Here is an 18,344-nt window from a genome sequence, read left to right as displayed (position 1 = left end):
ACAGTTCCAGGCACGTGTCAGCCACTACAAACGACGCGGTCACACACCACCAGAAGCCAACAAACCATCACAGCAAGTACCGTTGCAGTACTAGGCCAGCTCCACCACTGCCTCAAGAACCGCCGCGATGAGCACACCGCATTCCCGGCGCCGCAGGCCCCAGCACTGGCGGTGGCATAGGTGATCCAGCTCATGACTCACCGCCCCCAGAGGTCGCTCCGCAGCGTGCTTGAATCACCGGATGATCGACTGGTCCACACTCCACGACGCCTACGGCCCGGCACACGCGATACCCGGGCTGCTGGACCGAGCCATCGGTCGTGACCAGGAGGCCATCGACTGGCTTTGGGGGCGCTTGTGCCACCAGGGGACGATCACCCCGGCGAGCATCGCCGCACTGCCGCGGCTCGCGGACATCGCGAAGACCGAGGACGCCGGGGACTGGGCGCTCGATCTGGCCGGAGCCATAGCGGGTGGCCTCCTTCAACCTCACGGCGCGGACGAAGAAGTCGCCCGCTGTGCGGCGACCTTGGCCGAGCTTCGCGCCATGGCCGCCGCCCGGCTGCGGTCTGGCCTGGACGGGAAGATCTACCTGAGCTGGCTGCGGGCCATGCTCGCGTTCGACGGCCAGACCTTGTGGTTCGAGGCCCTGGACGACTTCACCGATTCGTTCGTCACTGTCGCGTGTCCGCACTGCGACGCACCGGTGACGATCGCGGTCGGCGACTACGGCTGCTACTCCTCGATCCGGGACTGGAATCTGGGGGATGTCCACCAGGTCCCCCTCCGGCCAGCCGTCCCGCACGAGCTGACCGGCACCGGGAGGATGTTGCACGAGTCGGCCGTACGGGATGGCCAGCAACGGCTCGCCTGGGGCCTGACGCACCTGTTCGGCCGGGCGGAATGCCCAGGATGCAGGAGTCTCTTCGGCATCGCAGACGAGTACGAGGCCGCCAATGCACCCGCCCCATGGGACTTCGCCCGAGGCCACACCAAGGACGCTCTCTGATGACCACCGGCAGGGCCCTCGAAATCGAACAGTGAGCTCGTGCCCGCTGTCCCGACTTGACGGCTTGGTGCCGCGAGGTGTCTGGATAGCTCCACCCGGCAACGGCGGTAGCACTCTCCCGGGTTGCGCCCGTGCCGCAACTCTTCGCGGGGCGGCCACGGGGGCCGTTGTCAGAGGCGATTGGCAAGATTGCGGCCATGAATGTCACTCCTGTCACTCCGCCACGGCCGATCGACGTTGCCGCGGTCTTTCCCCAACTGGCTCCGCTGGCCCGCACGGCGACCCGCCTGCACCCCCGCCCTGGGGCGCCGACGTGGCACGACAGCTCGATCGGTGGGCCGCTGCTGTGGCCCGCTGAGGAGCCGTGGCCGCACTGCGAGGAACCGCATGTGGTGGATGGCATCAACCCAGCCCAGTCCCCAGCGGATTTGCGGCTGGAACGACGGATCTTCGCCGCCTCGCACGGCCGGGACCTGACTCCAGAGGAACGGGAGACTCTCGAGCGGATCCGACCCCCTCGGACGTATCCGGTGAGGCTGGCGGTCCAGGCGTACGACGGCCCCATAGCGATGCTGCCCGTCGCGCAGCTGTACGTACGGGATGTGCCCGATCTGAGTCCGCCGGAGGGCAAGGACCTGCTGCAGGTTCTGTGGTGCCCCTTCGATCATCCGATCATGCCCAGGACCCTGCTCTTCTGGCGTTCGGCAGCCGCCGTCACCGACATCCTCGACACGCCCCCCGAGCCGCCCGCAGTGCAGTTCGACGGCTATCTACCGGAACCGTGCGTGCTCGAACCGGAGCAGATCACCGAGTACCCCGACCATCTAGAGCTGAGCGAAGAACTGCGGGAGCAGCTCAAGCAGTGGAGTGTGCCCCAGGCAGCAGAGGAAGACATGGACCCGGACACGTACTACGACTGTGTGCTGTCCAACGCACCCGGCTGGAAGGTCGGCGGCTGGCCCGCTTGGAACTCCACCGACCCCAGCTCGCAGCCCTGCTCCGAGTGCGGCACCGGCATGGAGGTCCTGATGACCGTCGCCACGTTCGAGGAAGGGGACGACGCCGGGAACAGCTGGTCTCCGCACCCCCACCCAGGTGCTGGACCGTACCCCGGCCACCGCGGCTACAACGCGACCGGTGTCCAGATAGGCAGCGGCTACCGGCAGCACCTGTTCGTCTGCCCGGCGGAGCCCGAGCATCCGCACATCGAGTTGATGACGTAGCCCGTCCGCAGTGTGCAGCCGGGGCGTCACGGCGCGGGCATGCCGTGACGCCGGGTGGCCGCGAGGCTCAGGGTGCCTACCTGCGGCCCGACATCCGAGAAGGAAGCAGGCCATCCCTGACATGACCGCGACGCATCGCACCAGGTTGAGCACGTCCCGGTGGGCTCGCCGGTCGGTAAAGAACCTTTCCTGTCGGTGCGCAGGTCGTCGCTGCCGGACATCGACGTCGATGTGGAGTCCGCGCGCCGACTGGAGGTCTACGACCGGATCATCGAGCGGTTCGGGCTCGAGCGGGTCGCGGTGACCGGGATGCCGGAGACCTACCGGGCCCGGCACGCCCTCAGGGGCACCGGCCTCGCCCTCGGCGTCGCGCCGCAGGTCGTCGACCGGATCGCGAAGTCGTTCCCGCACATCCGGGCCTGCGACATCCGCGACGCGCTGACCACGCTCCCGGAGCTGAAGCAGCTCGCCGCCGAGGCCAACTCGTTCGATCCGCTGTGGGAACTCGCCGCGGGCCTGGACGCGCTGCCGCGGGGGATCGCGATGCATCCGTGCGGGGTGATCCTGTCCGACTCGACGCTGCTGGACAGGTTGCCGGTGCAGCCGACCCCGGGCGGCCAGTACCCGATGGTGCAGGCCGACAAGGAGGACGTCGATTCTCTGGGGGTCGAGGCTGTTGCCGTGGGGTCTGTCTCACGTTGATGCAGCTCAGCGACCTGGTAGGTGAGTCTACGCATCACGACACCTGTGGTGATAGGGCCTGTTCGTAATCATGTGACCGGACAGTCAGTCTCTGGGGGTGGAGGCCGGCGCAGGGTGGGAGAAGCTGCGCATGTGTGCGGGTGTTAGCTTCTCTCCCGTGGTGGAACACCAGGACGAGACCAGGGCGGCCTATGACGGGGTCGTCGAGCTGTATGCATCGCTGTTCGCTAATCGGTTGGAGACGCATCCGTTCTCGCGGAACATGATCGGCACCTTCGCCGAGCTGGTGCGTGAGACGGGGAACCTGCGGGCAGCCGACGTCGGGTGCGGGCCGGGACATCTGACGGCCATGCTGCACGACCTCGGGCTGGACGCTTTCGGGCTCGACCTCTCCCCAGCCATGGTCGACCACGCCCGGCGGGCCCATCCGGCGCTGCGGTTCGACGAGGCGAGGATGGAGGCCCTGCCGGTCGAGGACGGAACGCTCGGCGGCATGCTGGCCCACTACTCGATGATTCATACCCCGCCTGGGGAATTGCCCGCGCTGCTCGCCGAGCAGGTGCGTGTTCTGGTACCAGGGGGCCTGCTCCTGGTCTCGTTCTTCGCGACTGACGGATCGGAGCCGGTCCGCTTCGACCACAAGGTGACGCCCGCCTATAGCTGGCCGGTGGACCGGTTCGCCGAGTTGCTGGCCGGAGCTGGGCTCGTCACGTTCGCCCGGCTGCTCCACGACCCGGCCTCCGAGCGGGGCTTCCTCGACGCCCACTTGCTGGCCCGCCGCCCCTAGGGACGGTCCCGTGATCGGTTCTCGGCGGCCGAAGGCCGCCGAGAACCGCCGTGGGGTTACCTGACCGATCAGATCGGACAGTGGCCAGTCGTGATCAAGGCCGGTGGTTCAGGGCCCGGGTCAACTCCCGGTTCGCCGCCCGAGCCGCTTCCAACTCCTCTGTCCGCTCGTCGAGTTCGCCTTGCTTGGCAGCGACCTCCTGCTCGAGGAGGGCGATGCGACGCTGGAGTTGGTCGATGTCGACGGGTGCGCCAAGGCCGGATTCGGCCCAGATGGCATCGCCGAGCTGGGAAGACAGGCGGCTCTCCAGCTGGCGGACCCGTGCCGCGAGACGCTTGTTGCGTTCCAGCGCGTTCGTGAGGTCGGTCTGCAGCGAAGCCCGGCTGACCGCCGCAATTCGGCCCTCCTCAACGGGGGTGTGGGCGGCGGCGTGGACGCGTTCGAGCAGGTCGCGATGGCGATAGAGGAAGGTGCGATCAACCCGAGCGGCTCTGGCGAGCCCGGAGACGGTGATGTCCCCGCCGCTCTTGGCGGCGGCGTCGATGGCCTTGAGGACGCGCTCGCGGCGGCGAGTCGACTCGGCGCGCTTGCCCTCGATCATGGGGTTGGTCATCCTGCGGGCCTTTCAGGGCGGAGATCCTCGGGCGGCCCAACGCGGGGCAGACCGAGTGAGACGACGCGGCGTGTGCGGCGAACCATGATGACGGCTTCCTTGATCTGAATCCGGTCCTCCTCGGTGAGGTCCTCCAGGTCCTCCCGGACACGTTTGACCAGGCGGCGGACCCGAGTGATCTCCTCGTCGGAAGGCATGGCCTCGGCCTTCGCCCACGAATCGGCGGCGAAGGCGGCGAGACGTTCGCGGCCACGGAGGAGATCGGCGAGGTATGCCTCCAGGTCAGGGAGGTAGGAGACGTCCGTGCGGAAGTGATCACAGCCGACGCAGCGGAATCTGACGGGACAGTCGTGCCCGCCAGCCTGGACGTTGGTAGGTTCGGTGCAGAGCCCGTAGGGGACCTGGACCTCCCCGATGGCCCGGCGGGCGTGCTCGGAGTCGAGCAGGGCCTGGGCCTTGCGCCAGACGCGATTGCCGTTCCGGTCGAGCTGCATCGCGGTGACCCGCTCCACGGCCTCACGCTTGCGGGTCTCGCCGACACGGTAGTACTGCTGAGTGGTCGTCAGCTGGCGATGGTCCATGAGCGACTGCAGGGCATCGGGAGCGACGCCGGCGTCAGCATGGCGCTGAGCGTAGGTGTGCCGGTAGGCATAGGGAAAGATCTTCGCCTTGTCGAACGGCAGCATCTTGGTGACCTGGCGGCCCCTGATCGTGACCACCGTGGGAACCAGGAACTCGGGCAGCGACTCGACCCAAGCGCGGTGACGGGAGGCGAGCCATTCAGGCGTGACCGGCTTGGTGCCCGTCGCGTTGGTCAATACGGCGGGCAGCAGCTTGAGCTGGCCGGTGGGAGCGTTCGGAAACCGTACCCGCACTCGTTCCTGCTGAGCGGTGATCACGGCGCCGGTCTCGCCACTGATGGGCAGGCGACGGGCCTTTCGGGCCGACTTGTGGTTGTCGTAGACCAGCGTCAGCTTGCCGTCCTCGTCCCGCTCGAGGCAGTCGTAGGGAAGCCGGCAGATCTCCGAGGGGCGGCGACCGGTGTCGATGATCAGCTCGACCGCAGTGCGGATCTCGGAGGATCCCGTGGCCTCGAGGCCGTCGAGGTGCTGGCAGAGCTGCGTCATCACCTCGGCTGGTAGGTCCTTGCCGGCCTCGCTGTCCTCGGGGTCGTCCGGCACGTCCTCGGCGTGCAGGCCGAAGGTCTCGCAGATCCCGTGCAAGGGCTGGTCGCGCTGGGTGAGGCCCAGGGTTCGCACCCGGTTCAGCAGACGTCGGGCATATCGGACCACGCGGACGTGGGTGTATCCGCTGATCTCGTCTTGTTCGTTCAGAAACCGTAGCCGGTTCAGAAAGGCCGTCACGTCATCGCGTGTGACGGCACGAACGTCGTCGCCGTGATCGGGCCGGTTCAGCCGCAGGCTGTCCGAGAGCTGGACGATGGCGTTGATGTGCGACTGGACGGCCGCCCGGCTCTTGCCTCGCCGCTTGGGAATGTCGTCCAGGGCCCAGGCCTTCGTGGACTCACGCAGCCAGAGCTGACTGATCTTGCCGAAGTAGAGGTTGCCGTCCAGGCCGAACACGTAGCCGGACCAGATGTCCTTGTGCCGCTCGGTCTCGGGGGTCAGGCCGAAGCGCCCGAGGTGCTTGAGGATGCCCTTGGCGGCGCCTGCCGTCGTGTGGTTGACCTGACTCAGGTCGAGTTCGGTGAGCGTGGTGACCTGTTGCGAACGGGCCAGGTCGCAGAGCGGCCGCAGGATGTAGTCCTTCTGCATAACGCCCTCAGCAACGCGTTCCTGCAGGCCGTAGAGGATCTCGTGCACCACCCGGTCCGGCAGGCCACGCAGACTGATCACGCCGTTCTGGGAGATCGCGTTCGTGGTCCGGCGCCAGTGCTCCTCGTCGCCCAGAGTTCCCTTGCGGACCGCTTCCCGGCGGCGCTGAGCGTGCGCGGGGCAGTAGCCGGCCGGACTCTGCCGTTGCCGGTGACACGCGGCGACGTGACAGGTCCCGAAGGTCTCCAAGGGGACGACATTGGGATGCTGTACGAACTCCGAAATCGGGATCTTGTAGATGCGTTTCTGCTGATAGAGGTGAGCCGTGCAGAGCGGATTGGACAGGCCATTGCTGGGCCGGCCGCACTCAGGAACCGTGCAGGGAACCTCGCCGATGGCCCGCCAGATCCGCTTCGCGGTTCTGGCGAACTCCTCGATGCTCTGTCCGCTCTTCTCCCACCGCCTCATGCAGCCGACGCAGAGGCCCTGCTGGAACGCGTAGTAGACCATCTTGTCGCAGCCCGAGACCAGGCACTCCGGTGCGCTGAACTGCGGGTGGCCACGCGGGATGAACAACAGCCTGACCTGCGGATCCCAACCCATGAGCTGCAGAAAATCCGGACTGATGGCCTTGCGCAGAGGATCAGCGAGCTCGTCTGGCGGGGACTCGGCGGCGGAGACGACAGCGTGGAGGATGGTCACCGGTCGCCGCCCCCGAACTGCAGACGGGGAGAGGGAACCCGCTCGATGGCGTCCCGCAGCCGGGTGCGACTCGGGTGCAGATAGGGACTCGGCGAGTGGGGATTCTTCTGGCCGAGGAGGGCCTGGACCTCGTCCAGACTGCCGCCAGCGTCCGCGACGTTACTGGCCATTGCGTGGCGACACATCCGCGGCGTGATCATCCGCCCCAGGCGAGCCCGGCGGGACAAAGACTCGCAGAGCTCGCCGATCGCGTCCGTCGTCACCGGCTTGCCGTAGGGCGGCCGGAACAGGTTGACCAGGAGGAAGTCGCTGTCGCCGGCGGGCAGGTGCTCATGACGCTCCAGCATGTACTGGTCAAAAGCCTGCACCACGAGGAAGTCCACCGGCATAGCCCACGCCTTCTTCGACTTCGACCAGGCGCCGTTCTCGTTCTGCCGCCGGGCGACGTGGACGTGGGCGCCCTCGATGCCACAGCCCAGCGGCCTGGAGTCCATCAGCAGATGCGAGTCGCTGCGGCGCAGGCCCGCGACCTGCCCCGGACGCAGGCCGACGCGTGACAGGAGCAGCAGCGTCAAGCGGTCCCGCGCGGAGCGGCAGGCCAGGAACATCGCCACGACCTCCTCGTCGCTGGCGCGGTCAATGTCCGTCTCCGGCTCCTGGACCCGGTGGCGAGCACGCAGCCGCAGCCGCATGCCACCGCTCTCGCCCTGGGCCTCCTCGGGCAGATCGCGGGAGTCGCCGATCTCGTAGATCTGCTCCAGCACCCAGGCCGGCACCATCTTGTTCGTCACGGCGTAGAGCAGGAACATCCGCACCGCGGTCAGCACCTTGTTGACCCGGATCTCGCCCCGCACGGGCTTCGCCCCCGGCCCCGGCACGACGACCGGGGCGTTGCCGCCGCGGCCCGGCGTCCACTTCAGCCAGAGCATGAATAGCCCCATCTCCCGGGCCGCGGTCCTCCAGTCCCTCCCCGTGACCATGCACCAGCGGAGAAACAGCACAACTCCCTCGGCATACGCCTTAGTTGTCGTCTCCGCTCGCCCCCTCGCCAGCCGGATCTCCCGCAGGAACTGATCGGCTTCTTTGACCACCTCGAAGCCGTCGTCGACTACCGTCCAGTACCGGGTACCCGACGGCAGCACGACACGAAAAGCTCGTACTTTCACTCTGCCTCCACGGCTTGATCGCAACGATCTGCCGCAGAGCCACACCCCCTGAGACCTGTTGCAGTAGGACCCTATGAGAGGGCTTCTGCAACGTCACACCACCCTCACTGAACCCCCAGAGAACGTCGAGGACCTCGGCCTGCTCAAGCTCGACGTCCTCGGCGTGCGGATGCAGTCCGCGATGGCGCACGCCGTCAAGGAGATCCGCCGGACCTCCGGCCGGCAGATCGACCTCGACAACCCCGACCATGTCCCCCTCGGCGACCCGGGCGCCTTCGACCTCATCCGCAAGAGCGACACCATCGGGATGTTCCAGCTGGAGTCGCCGGGCCAGCAGGACCTGGTGGGCCGGCTCCAGCCGCGCGACGTCCAGGACGTCATCGCCGACATCAGCCTCTTCCGGCCCGGGCCGGTCAAGGGCGGCATGCCCGCCCTCTACATCGCAGCCCGCCACGGCGCCGCCCCCCACTACCCGCACCCCGACCTGATCCCGGTCCTGTCCTCGACCTACGAGGTCACGATCTGGCACGAACAGATCATCGACATGTTCGCCGTCCTGACCGGCTGCGACCGGGCGCTGGCCGAGGTCGCCCGCCGCGCGCTCGCCGACGGGGAGCGCCTGCCGCAGGTGGAGGCCTGGTTCAAGGGCGAGGCCCGCGGCCGCGGCTACGCACCCGCCGTCCTCGACGAGGTGTGGGAGATCATCAAGGGATTCGGCGCCTACGGGTTCTGCCGCGCCCACGCCGTCGCCTTCGCGGTTCGCGCCCTGCAGTCGGCTTGGCTCAAGGCCCACCACCCGGCCGCCCTGTACGCGGGCCTGCTGGAACACGACCCCGGCATGTGGCCGCCGCGGGTCATCGTCTCCGACGCCCGCCGCCACCACGTCCCCGTCCTGAACGTCGACATCAACCACTCCCAGCCCGACTACCGCATCGAGCAGACCGAGCCCGGGGTGTGGGGGGTGCGGCTGTCGATGTCGTCGGTGAAGGGGATCAGCGAGGACCAGGTCGCCCGGATCACGGCCGGCCAGCCCTGCAACAGCCTCCAGCGGACGGACCCGCTCCATGCTCCCGTTTTCGCCGACGGCGCGCTGCTCGTTCTCGGGCCGTTGCGCGACGGCGACCGGCTCGGCCTCCATCAAATCTGCGACCGTGCACTCCAAGGCGGTGCAGATCATGTCCAGATCGTCGAGCCGGATTGTGATGGGTTTGCTTGACCACAGGGCCGCGGTCTTGCTCAGCGATGGGTTGAAGCCGACCTCTTGGAAGGCGGCGAGCAACTGGGTGGGCCGCCAGATGTCGCGGCGGGCAGCGGCCCAGCGCAGGTTCCATTTTAACGGTTCACGACTCCCAACTCAGCCGGCGAACTGCTCGCCGGGAAGACTCCAGACTCTGCCGCTCCGGGTCGCCCTTCGCTGTGGCGAGGTAGCCGACCGTGATGGACGCCCAGGTATGCCCCAACAGAACTTGGACGTCCCAAAGTGGCATACCTGCCTCGTAGTTGTGGGTTGCGCAGGCGTGACGGAGCAGATGCGGGTGGAGTTCCGTGAGCGTGCCCTTGAGGTGCTGTTTGGATGCCTCTTTGAGCACCTTGCGGAAGGTGTCTGGCACCAGGAACGGCGCCACGGGCAGGTTCAGCGCGGCGATCGCGCTCGGCACGCGCTCGGATGGGAAGAGGGGTGCGTGCGGGTCGCTGGGGTCGTCGCAGAACTCGCCACGAATGTCTTCGATGTACCACCACAGCAGGTCCCGTCCCTCTTGGAAGAGGAATGCTTCTCGCTCTCGAGGGCCGGAGCCTTGCGAGCCCTTGCCGCGTACGAGGAAGCGGCCCCACTGGCCGTTCTCCCAGTGGATGTCTCCGATCCGGACGCTGCAGAGCTCTGCGGCGCGCACGCCCGAGATGTAGGTGAGCTTGCCCAACACGTAGTTGCGGGCGGCCACCGGGTACTTCCGGGCAGAGGGCAGGGACTCCCGCCAGGAGGCGAAGAACTCCTTGGTTGCCCGGGCCGAGGGAGGGATGCGCAGGCCGAAGTCCCCGCGGTGGCGTGGCCGGCCGAACACCGCCGAACGCTGCTCGATCTGGCCGAAGAGGTCGCCGCCCGCCTGCGCGACGGACAGCAAGCCGCGGGCGGACTGGCCGTGTCCGTCCGCTACGCCGACCTCAGCACCAGCATCCGCAGCCGCACCCTCACCGAAGCCACCGCCCACACCAGGCCGATCGCCACGACCGCCTACGAGCTCTACGACCTGCTCGCCCTCCAGCGCGCCCGCGTCCGCACCATCAGCCTGCGCGCCCACGACCTACGACCGGCGAGCCAAGCCACCCAGCAACTCACCCTCGACGCCAGCGATGTGGAACTCCACGCAATTCCCCATCAGCAGCATCAGGTTCCCCAGCCAAACGTTCGAGCACGGCGATGGGTGTCGTCTGTGCTCCCGTCCGGATAATCCTGAGACGGCCTGCAGCAACCTCCGTATCTTGGCGCCATGACGGACGAGGCAGAGCCGGGGCTCAATGTGAACCGCTGGGGCGATACGTCGGACCCGGCCACGGAGCGGCGGGGTACCCGCCAGGACGCGTGCTCGTGCTTCGACCAGTCCAGGCCGCATCCGCGAGCCCGAGTCGGACTCCACGCCGAGCGGCAGGACACCTCCGCTTCGGGCTGGCGCCACCTGCTGGAGCTGATCGACGAGGCCGCCGCCGACGGGCGCGAAGAGTTTCGCCCCCTGACCGGGCTCAGCCCGGAAGAGCGGCGGCAGATCATCACCCTGCCACGGAGCCTCGCCCAGCTGACGGCGGTCAAGCACCTCGTGCTCTACGGCAGCAATCTGGTCCGGCTCCCACCCGAGATCGGGGCCATGACCAGCCTGGAGGAGTTCACCCCCTACACCTCCTACCGGCTGCACTGGTTCCCTTACGAGATCACCCGGTGCCGGAAGCTGACCCGCAGCACGGTGAGCACGCGCGCGTTGTTCGGCAACTACAAGCTGCGACCGCCGTTCCCGCGGCTACAGCCTTCCTCGGGCTCCGTTGCGGACCTCGATCCGGGAAACCTGGATCCCCGACGGTGGGGCGCCACCGTCATCCACAGCTGCAGTGTCTGCGACCGCCCGATCGAACAGCGCGGACTCAATCAGGTGTGGATCTCACTGCGCGTGGCCACTGACGTACTGCCCCTGCTGGTCAACGCTTGCTCGGCGACGTGTGTTGCCGCGCTGCCTGGCGGTGCTCGCGACTACATCCCCACACCCCACAAAGGCGGCCGAGTCGACCAGCCGGCGTCCGACTGGGACTGATCAGCCGAACCTCGCCTCACCCCCGGTCGGTCGAGAAACGACCACGATGGTGTGACGACGGGTCGAACGTCTGGGCGGGAAAGCTGACGCTCGCGATGGGGAAATACGTGACCGTCGACACCTGCACGCGACACCAGAGGCTGCTGGCGGACCACTGCCCGGACTGCGGCCGGATCCCCCGGCGGCTGCCCTGTTCCAGGAGGGTCGTTCCCCGCATGGAACTCTGCGGCAACCCGCCGATCCGCCCTGGCGGGCCGGTCTCCGCAGGATGCGGAACCGATCTCACCCATACATCCACGCTGCTATTACCCCGGGACCACCCGGTTCTTGCGGCGCAGGATCGCGTGATGGGCATCATCGATGCCGGCACTGCCGCCTTCGGACCCCTTCTCGGCCGCCCCGCAACCGGCCTCGGCAGCGTTGGCCGACATCCGGGCCCTGGGCATCCGGTTCCTGGCCGATCTTCCCGCTGATGTCCTCCGCCAGTGGCTGCCTGAGGACATAACCGAGGCATACCTCTCCGCAGGGCCCGCGTCGCCCCCCCCGCCGGGCGGGCGGGCGACCGCCCAGGATTCATGGCGCCGCCGCGGGCCGCGGACACCGCCATCGCGGTGACCGGCGCTCTGGGCATCCTGCAGAGATCCGGAATCCATCCGGCTGGTGAGGCTCTGCGAGATCTGCTGAACGTCGTCCGCAAAGAGCTCACGCAAGTCTCGGCTACCAGCATCGACGGCTGGGGTCGGGGCACCAGCCCGGTCCTGCAGTCCGTTCACCTGGCAGCTCTGGCTCCGACACTCCGGCCCAGTGAGCACATCCGCTACCGCATCCCGGCCCAGACACCCCATCGGCCGACGCTGACCGTCAAGGACATCGAACACCGATCCAGGAAGATTCCGTCCGTGTTCTGGCCGGCCTGGACGGCACGGCTCACACCACCAGAAGGGTTCGCCTCACGGACCTTGGCTCCCGCGCTGGCCGCCTCCTGCTGATCCCCGACAGCCGTGTTTCGCTGAACCAGGCCGCAGAGCTGGTCGGCAACGTCACCGATGGCATCGACATCTCACGTCTGCTGCAGAAACTCGAAGATCTTTCCCAATGGTCGGCAATCGCCGCCGCCCTCATTCGGCTCGTCGACCATCTCGACGCCGCCTACATCCCGATCGACTACAGGCGGCGCCGCCTTCTGGACTACAGCGAACTGCTGCCTCACCGGCGCTGGCTGGAGATCTGCCGCCGCACCAGCACACCACCGGGGACGGGACGGCGTGAACGCATCGCCCGCAACCAGCTCTTCCACCGCCTCAGCGGCCTACCCGCCGAGTTCGCTCCAGACCATCAAGGCGGGCTCGACGAGTCAGCCCTCCGGGCGGAAGCCTTGCGGGTCACCGCGCTCCAGACACCCGACGTCGCCCGAGCCCTCCAGGCCTTGGCCTTCCTGGCCATGCACCACATCCATGACGAGCCCGTGACCTGGCAACCCCCGGCCACCCTGATGGCCAAGCTCTCCTTGCCTGGCCCCGACCCGCAGCCATCGACATCCCCCGCCTGCACCAGCTCGTCCGGCAGCGCAGGCACCCCGTCCACCACGCCGCCCAGGTCCTCGGCACGACCATCGACGCAGTCCGGCACGTTCTGGATGAACACCCTGCCCCCGAACTCCAACCGACGGAGAACGCCGCCAGAGCCACCGACCGCATCCGCCAGCAAGCCCGCCAACGCCTCCCGAAAGGGCACTTCGCCCAGCTCTACCTCGATGAACACCTCTCCATACAGAAGATCGCCACCCTCACAGGCTTCTCCCGCAAAGTGCTGACCGAACTCGCCAAGGAGTACGGCATCGCCCTCCGCAACGGCCTCCAGGACTACAGACACCGCGGCACCATCGAACGAGACTGGCTGATCGAGCAGTACGTCCACCACCGCCGAACCCTGCCCGACCTCGCCGGGGAGACCGGCATGAGCACCGCGAACATGGCCCGATGGGCCCATACCCACAACATCCCCCTCCGCCCCCGCGGCGGAGCCAGCCACCACAACGCTCTTCGCACCTCCGACCGGGCCGCAGACCTCCCCACAATCTTGCGCAAAGCGTTCACCGGCCCCTACGCAGGCCAGCGACTCTCCCGCTTCCTCGCCGCCCACTCCTACCCCACCCTTACTGAAGCCGCCCGCGACCTCGGCATCCACGAGACCACGCTGGTGATCCAGATCAACCGGCTCGAACGAGACCTCGGCCAGCCCCTGCTCGAGCGAGCTCAACGTGGCACGGCCATGAAGCTGACCGCTTCGGAAAGCGCGTCGTCACGGCGGCCCGGAAGATTCCGGCTGAGACAGCCCTGTTGCACGGCGCTAGAGTCCAACAGTGGAGGAGGGAAGATGGCGCTGAACAAGAAGGGTTCCCGGCGCATAACCGTTGACGGGATCGAGTACCGCTGGCGGATCCGCAGGAAGCCCTCCTACACGCAGGGACTCTGCTGGACGCCGATGACCTACGCCGTCGAAGCGGCCGGCGACAGCCAGCCGGGCACGACCTTGATCGTCACCAGCGGCCAGGCCCATCCCAGTAACTGGGTGGGCGTCGAGACGGAGCCCATTCGTCCAGCTCACGCTGCTGCCAGCATTCGAGAAGCACGGGATCAAGGCTGGGAGCCAACCCGGGTCGGCTCTCCGTTCCAGCTCGACCGATCCGCAGGATTCATCGCTCAACCATGAGACAAAGCGGAGTAGCACGATGCATCTGGCTCGGCATCATGGCCAGGTGAGCACATGGATGCGCTGCTACTGGGACGAGGAAGACACCTGGTTCTACTTCGAGGTCGACGCCGAAGGCTGGGTGATCCGGCAGGTCGAACTCGAAGGGCCTGAGCTGATCCCGATCGCAGCTGCCTCCCTCGCCGAGTGGCAGCGGGCCCGCGACGCAGGCCGCCTCGACGAGTACGACAACAGGTTCGGAATCACCGCCGAGCTGCCCGTCTCGGAATGGGAAGGCCACGACCCCGAACAACTCACCTCCGAGGAGTTCGAGGAAGTCTGGGAGTCTGCCCGTCGCCAGATTGCATCCCGGCTCGGCTGACCGCTCGGCCCCGGTGGCTGCGTAGGTGAAAACGAAGAACCAGAATTAGGAACGGCTGGAGGTTCAGACACCTATTCGACGCATCCACCAGGGGAGGTCTTGGGGCGCGAAGGGGTTGTTGAGCGTGCGGTCAAGCACGCGTTCGTCTGCGGGACAGATCACTACGCTCAGCTCGCGTCGCGCCTTGGACCTCAGAGCATGGAGGGTGAGCTCCAGCAGCGTGCGGACGTGATACTCGCCGTTGCGGAGGTCTGTGTCATCGCGTTCGTAGAACAGCTCGTGGTCTCCGCGTGACCGGCGGATAGACGTGTTCCAGCGGCGGAACGAGTGTGCGACTTCGCCCGCGGGGAGGCCGTGGCCTCGTTCGAAGTCGGCGATCTGCCTGTTCGCCGAGGCGGACAATCCGCTGATCACGGGTGTCCGCCGATGTTGCGTTCGGCGTTGCGGGAGCTGCGTCCTGATCTCGCCCGGTGACCGGCGAGGCATGAACACTTCCAGTGGGAAGACGGTGGGTGGACCGACCCTAGAACTCGTTCGCGGCAAAGATCAAGTCCTCGGGAGCGGTTCAGCTGACCTGCTGTTGTCTCAGCGCGGGCACGGGTGTTGCCAGCCGGTAGGAGTCGGTGCCGGTCTCGATGATGTTGCCGCCGAAGGTGAGGCGGTCGACGATGGCAGCACAGAGACGCGGGTCGGTGAAGGTCTTGGTCCAGCCATCTGGGGCCGGCACTTGTTCCCTCACACGGGTTGCCGCTGCCACCTGCCCGTTTGCCGTTCCTGTGGTCCTCGTTGGTTCTCGCGGTAGCAGCCTGGTTTTCAAGGTGCTGCCATGACCGTTCAGGTGCGAGGAAGGTGTGCCGGTGGCCGAGGCGAGACTTCAGGTCATCGCGGGCGGGGCCCGTCCCCCAGATCCCGTTGACGACGGATCCGTGGCAGTTCCAGGCGGCGTGCGTCGACGCGTTCGTCGCCTCGTGGAGGGCCCGCGGATTCAGCCCGGTGACCATCGACAACGACATCGGTCTGCTGGAGCGGACCCTCACGGCGCTCGGCCGGCCCGCGTGGGACGTGACGCCCGAGGACATCGACCGCGTCGTCGGTGACCTCGCGGTCCAGGGCCGCAAGACCTCGACCCGGCGCGAGTACGTGCAGATCTTCAAGGGCTTCCACCGGTTCCGTGCCACCAGCGGCCAGGGCGGCCTCATAGTGGTCCTCGATGGCGAGCTGCTCGTGTGGGACACCGAGGTAGGCCGGCTCTCCTTCGAGGCGTTGCGACGCCGCGCCGCCGCCCGCAGCCGAAGTGCTGCCGGTCTATCGGCCCGGTGGCCAGCCTACTTCGTGGCGTTCGACGCGCTGGAGCAGGACGGTCAGGAGTTCCTGAGCCTGCCTTTGGATGAGAGGCCGTATCCGTTACGGGGGCTGGACGTTGGGCATGGGCCCGGCTCAACCGACAACGTGCCAGTGTTCCTGGCCATCCGAAGGGACAGAGCTGCCGATGTCCGACAAGGCGACCGAGACACCCGCGCCCGCGAGCGGCGGGACTCCAGCGGCACGCCGTCTCTCCAGGCGCCTTGACGCATGCGGGAGTTCCTCCCTCGACTCCGTGACGCGCGCCGACCTTCCTGGAGCGGCGGCGCCGGCGGAGGAAGTGGGCGAGGCGCGGGCGGTCTGGCTGGGCACCGTGGCTCGGTGGTCGTTCCGGCATTGTTGGTTCGTGCTCGGCTCAGCGGCCTGTCTGTTCGCGTTGTGCGCGGTTGTGGGTGTGACTGTAGGCACTCAGTGGTCCAACGGCGGCTATAGCGCGGAGGGGACCCCTGCCCAACGAGCCGAAGGTGCTGCTCGACGGTTCGCCGTCGGCACGCCCGACCTAGTTCTGTACGTGCGTTCCGGCCGTTCGGTCGACTCACAGGAAGTGGCGGAGCAGGGTCGGCGCCTGACGGAACGGGCCGCTCGGTCCTCTGGGGTCGCGTCGGCACTGTCGTACTGGAACACGGGGCTGGACGCGCTTCGTGCTGCCGACGGTCGTGGCGCCTTGCTGCGCATCGACATCAAAGGGGGTGAGTCCGAGGCCGCTCGGACCGCCCGCAGCCTGGTGCCGACCCTGCGGGCCGCAGCACCAGGGCTGAGATTGTCGGTGAGCGGTTCCGCCTGGATCAATGTGACCGCCACCGAGCAGGCGGAGCGGGACCTGCTGCGCTCCGAACTGCTCAGTCTCCCCTTGACGTTTATGGTTCTGGTGTTGGCCTTCGGCTCTCTGGGCCGCACGCTCGTACCTGTGGCGATCGGGGCCATCGCAGCGTCAGGAGCTCTGGCTGTACTGGCAGTCGCGACCCTGCTGACGCCGGTCTCCGTCTTCGCCGTCAACCTCAGCTGCGCCCTCGGTTTCGGCCTGGCTGTCGACTACGCCCTGTTCACTCTCTCGCGATACCGGGAGGAGCGCGCCGGCGGGCTGGGAGCGGAGGCGGCCATGGGGCGGGCGATGGCCACCACCGGCCGAGCCGTCCTTTTCTGCGCCCTGACCATGGCGTGGTGCATGGCGGCTCTGCTGGTGTTTCCATTGGGGCTGATCCGATCGCTGGTGATCGCCTCGCTCGTCGTTGTCGCGTTCTGCGCGGCAGGTACCCTCATTCTGCTTCCCGCCCTGGTGGCCGCCCTGGGAAGCCGACTCGACGTGTTGCACGTATCCCGCCGTCCGCCTTGGCGTCGGACTGTTGATGAATCGTCGGTTAGCCCGGCCTGGCGCCGTGTCGCGATCACGGTCACCAAGCGGCCACTACTGTGGGCGGTGGCCGGCTCCGCCCTGCTGGTCGGGCTGGCCCTGCCCGTCGCCGGGTTGAGGCCGGCTCTGATGGACGAGTCCATCCTGCCGTCACGTGCCGAGGCGCGGGCCACCGCAGCAGCCATCCGGGCGGACTTTCCCTACCCGCCCGAGCGGCAGCTGACAGTAGTGCTGCCGCGAACGGAACCGGTGACTCAAGCAGCCGGTCTGGACGCTTACGCCCGGCGCTTGGCAGCGTTGTCCGGCGTGACTCGGGTGAGTACTGAGGCAGGGGATTATGCCGCCGGAAAGCTGGTTGAGGTTCGATCCACCGACTCGACCCCACGGCGCGGGACCCTCGTCGTGCTGTTCGTGTCCGAGCCGGTCCAGTCACGTAGCACCGCTGCCGTGGTGGAGGAGGTACGGGGTACTCCCGCGCCGGGGCCGGCGCAGGTCGCGGGGGTCGCTGTGCAGCTCGCCGACACCCGGCAGGCCGTGGCGGAGGCGCTCGGCTGGTGGATGACGCTGATGGTCAGCGGGGTGTTCGTCATGCTGCTGGCCTTCACCAGAAGTGTCTTGGTCGCGCTGAAGGCGGCAGTTCTGGGCGTCTTCAGCATCGGTGCGGCGCTCGGACTGATGGTTCTGCTCTTCCAGCGGCTGCAGATTCTGGGGCATCCGGCCGGAGGGGGTGAAGGCGTGCTGGAGATCACCATGCCGCTACTCGGCGCTGCGCTGGCGTTCGGCCTCTGCGTGGACTACGAGGTCTTCCTCGTCTCCCGCATGGCGGAGGAGTGGCGACGTACCCGCCGTAACACCGACGCCATCGTGTTCGGTATCGAGCACACCGGCCGGCTGTTCACCGCGGCCGCGCTGGTGGTCGCTGTCAGCATGGGCGCGTTGATGCTGTCCCAGGTCAGCCTCCTGGTAGTCCTCGGCGCGACGATGGCTGCGATCGTCGTCCTTGATGCGACCGTCGTACGCGGCATTCTCGTCCCAGCGGTGATGCAGATGGCTGGTCAGGCGAACTGGTGGTCACCGGTGTTGCGTCGACGACCGGCGACCATCGGTCGTCCCGGCGGAGCAGGTACAAGGTGACCGAAGGGCGCGGACGACGTCGTTCCCGATAGCCGACAGCTCCGTCGGCGCAGCCTGAGGCGGTGCTTCTGCGCTCATACAGCGGCAGCCCGCACCTGACAGCCGCGGCCAGCGATCCGTGCTGTGCCCCGGTGACCAGAAGGACACACGT

Annotated in this window: 17 protein-coding genes and 4 pseudogenes; 12 read left to right on the top strand and 9 right to left on the bottom strand. The window is 67.6% G+C overall.

What is annotated here, in order from left to right; genetic code table 11:
• The first annotated feature begins 241 nt into the window (after nucleotides 1-241).
• From ACZ3X1_RS36450 to ACZ3X1_RS36435, 4 genes and pseudogenes are all read left to right on the top strand, one after another.
• Complete coding sequence (locus ACZ3X1_RS36450; RefSeq protein ID WP_467283740.1) at nucleotides 242-1,009, top strand: hypothetical protein; 768 nt, start codon at nucleotides 242-244, stop codon at nucleotides 1,007-1,009.
• Between the two features lie 530 nt (nucleotides 1,010-1,539).
• On the top strand, nucleotides 1,540-2,232 hold the full coding sequence (locus tag ACZ3X1_RS36445; protein WP_467283738.1) for a hypothetical protein: 693 nt from the start codon (nucleotides 1,540-1,542) through the stop codon (nucleotides 2,230-2,232).
• Nucleotides 2,233-2,412: 180 nt separating this feature from the next.
• Nucleotides 2,413-2,901, top strand: a pseudogene (locus tag ACZ3X1_RS36440) (DNA polymerase III subunit alpha); the annotation flags it as partial.
• Between the two features lie 190 nt (nucleotides 2,902-3,091).
• Nucleotides 3,092-3,721 carry a class I SAM-dependent methyltransferase gene (locus ACZ3X1_RS36435; RefSeq protein ID WP_467283735.1) on the top strand — a complete coding sequence of 210 codons (630 nt, stop codon included), beginning with the start codon at nucleotides 3,092-3,094 and terminating at the stop codon, nucleotides 3,719-3,721.
• Nucleotides 3,722-3,815: 94 nt separating this feature from the next.
• Here ACZ3X1_RS36435 and ACZ3X1_RS36430 read toward each other — a convergent pair whose 3' ends face one another.
• The 3 genes from ACZ3X1_RS36430 to ACZ3X1_RS36420 are packed head-to-tail and all read right to left on the bottom strand — an operon-like array spanning nucleotide 3,816 to nucleotide 7,977.
• Nucleotides 3,816-4,322 carry a DUF6262 family protein gene (locus ACZ3X1_RS36430; RefSeq protein ID WP_467283733.1) on the bottom strand — a complete coding sequence of 169 codons (507 nt, stop codon included), beginning with the start codon at nucleotides 4,320-4,322 and terminating at the stop codon, nucleotides 3,816-3,818.
• Nucleotides 4,323-4,330: 8 nt separating this feature from the next.
• Nucleotides 4,331-6,811 (bottom strand): tyrosine-type recombinase/integrase, encoded by a 2,481-nt coding sequence (locus ACZ3X1_RS36425; protein WP_467283731.1) that lies wholly within the window; start codon nucleotides 6,809-6,811, stop codon nucleotides 4,331-4,333.
• Nucleotides 6,808-7,977 (bottom strand): tyrosine-type recombinase/integrase, encoded by a 1,170-nt coding sequence (locus ACZ3X1_RS36420; protein ID WP_467283729.1) that lies wholly within the window; start codon nucleotides 7,975-7,977, stop codon nucleotides 6,808-6,810. Before ACZ3X1_RS36420 ends, ACZ3X1_RS36425 begins: the two co-directional genes overlap by 4 nt.
• A gap of 118 nt (nucleotides 7,978-8,095) precedes the next feature.
• Between ACZ3X1_RS36420 and ACZ3X1_RS36415 the strand changes: the two are divergent.
• Nucleotides 8,096-9,025, top strand: a pseudogene (locus tag ACZ3X1_RS36415) (helix-hairpin-helix domain-containing protein); the annotation flags it as partial.
• Here ACZ3X1_RS36415 and ACZ3X1_RS36410 read toward each other — a convergent pair.
• Both ACZ3X1_RS36410 and ACZ3X1_RS36405 read right to left on the bottom strand, forming a co-directional pair.
• Nucleotides 9,023-9,301 (bottom strand): annotated as a pseudogene (locus ACZ3X1_RS36410) (helix-turn-helix domain-containing protein); the annotation flags it as partial. The pseudogenes ACZ3X1_RS36415 and ACZ3X1_RS36410 overlap by 3 nt on opposite strands.
• A gap of 16 nt (nucleotides 9,302-9,317) precedes the next feature.
• Complete coding sequence (locus ACZ3X1_RS36405; protein ID WP_467283727.1) at nucleotides 9,318-10,097, bottom strand: site-specific integrase; 780 nt, start codon at nucleotides 10,095-10,097, stop codon at nucleotides 9,318-9,320.
• On the opposite strand from ACZ3X1_RS36405, the gene ACZ3X1_RS36400 reads away from it, so the two are divergent.
• The 3 genes from ACZ3X1_RS36400 to ACZ3X1_RS36390 all read left to right on the top strand — a co-directional run bounded on the left by ACZ3X1_RS36400 (nucleotide 10,017) and on the right by ACZ3X1_RS36390 (nucleotide 12,262).
• Complete coding sequence (locus ACZ3X1_RS36400; RefSeq protein WP_467283725.1) at nucleotides 10,017-10,424, top strand: DinB/UmuC family translesion DNA polymerase; 408 nt, start codon at nucleotides 10,017-10,019, stop codon at nucleotides 10,422-10,424. The two genes, ACZ3X1_RS36405 and ACZ3X1_RS36400, sit on opposite strands and share 81 nt — an antisense overlap.
• Nucleotides 10,425-10,463: 39 nt before the next feature.
• On the top strand, nucleotides 10,464-11,273 hold the full coding sequence (locus tag ACZ3X1_RS36395; protein ID WP_467283724.1) for a leucine-rich repeat domain-containing protein: 810 nt from the start codon (nucleotides 10,464-10,466) through the stop codon (nucleotides 11,271-11,273).
• A gap of 575 nt (nucleotides 11,274-11,848) precedes the next feature.
• On the top strand, nucleotides 11,849-12,262 hold the full coding sequence (locus ACZ3X1_RS36390; protein ID WP_467283722.1) for a hypothetical protein: 414 nt from the start codon (nucleotides 11,849-11,851) through the stop codon (nucleotides 12,260-12,262).
• A gap of 71 nt (nucleotides 12,263-12,333) precedes the next feature.
• On the opposite strand, the gene ACZ3X1_RS36385 is transcribed toward ACZ3X1_RS36390, so the two are convergent.
• Together ACZ3X1_RS36385 and ACZ3X1_RS36380 are read right to left on the bottom strand one after the other, a co-directional pair.
• A complete protein-coding gene (locus ACZ3X1_RS36385; RefSeq protein ID WP_467283720.1) occupies nucleotides 12,334-12,570 on the bottom strand; it encodes a hypothetical protein in 237 nt (78 codons plus the stop codon).
• A 38-nt stretch (nucleotides 12,571-12,608) separates the two neighbouring features.
• A complete protein-coding gene (locus tag ACZ3X1_RS36380) occupies nucleotides 12,609-13,034 on the bottom strand; it encodes a hypothetical protein (protein ID WP_467283718.1) in 426 nt (141 codons plus the stop codon).
• A gap of 45 nt (nucleotides 13,035-13,079) precedes the next feature.
• On the opposite strand from ACZ3X1_RS36380, the gene ACZ3X1_RS36375 reads away from it, so the two are divergent.
• On the top strand, nucleotides 13,080-13,985 hold the full coding sequence (locus tag ACZ3X1_RS36375) for a helix-turn-helix domain-containing protein (RefSeq protein WP_467283716.1): 906 nt from the start codon (nucleotides 13,080-13,082) through the stop codon (nucleotides 13,983-13,985).
• Nucleotides 13,986-14,043: 58 nt separating this feature from the next.
• A complete protein-coding gene (locus tag ACZ3X1_RS36370) occupies nucleotides 14,044-14,346 on the top strand; it encodes a hypothetical protein (RefSeq protein ID WP_467283742.1) in 303 nt (100 codons plus the stop codon).
• A gap of 63 nt (nucleotides 14,347-14,409) precedes the next feature.
• Here the strand turns inward: ACZ3X1_RS36370 and ACZ3X1_RS36365 are convergent, their stop codons facing one another.
• Both ACZ3X1_RS36365 and ACZ3X1_RS36360 read right to left on the bottom strand, forming a co-directional pair.
• On the bottom strand, nucleotides 14,410-14,760 hold the full coding sequence (locus ACZ3X1_RS36365) for a hypothetical protein (protein ID WP_467283714.1): 351 nt from the start codon (nucleotides 14,758-14,760) through the stop codon (nucleotides 14,410-14,412).
• A gap of 190 nt (nucleotides 14,761-14,950) precedes the next feature.
• Nucleotides 14,951-15,058 (bottom strand): annotated as a pseudogene (locus tag ACZ3X1_RS36360) (ATP-binding protein); the annotation flags it as partial.
• Between the two features lie 281 nt (nucleotides 15,059-15,339).
• Here ACZ3X1_RS36360 and ACZ3X1_RS36355 point away from each other — a divergent pair.
• Entirely contained in the window at nucleotides 15,340-15,915 is a 576-nt protein-coding gene (locus ACZ3X1_RS36355; protein WP_467283712.1) for an ATP-dependent DNA ligase, read from the top strand.
• A 28-nt stretch (nucleotides 15,916-15,943) separates the two neighbouring features.
• Nucleotides 15,944-18,193 (top strand): MMPL family transporter, encoded by a 2,250-nt coding sequence (locus tag ACZ3X1_RS36350; protein ID WP_467283710.1) that lies wholly within the window; start codon nucleotides 15,944-15,946, stop codon nucleotides 18,191-18,193.
• Nucleotides 18,194-18,344 lie beyond the last annotated feature (151 nt).

It is taken from the genome of Streptomyces sp. NPDC023541, assembly GCF_055559995.1.
Note: the sequence above shows the minus strand (reverse complement) of the source record. Positions and strands in the feature narration are given on the sequence as shown.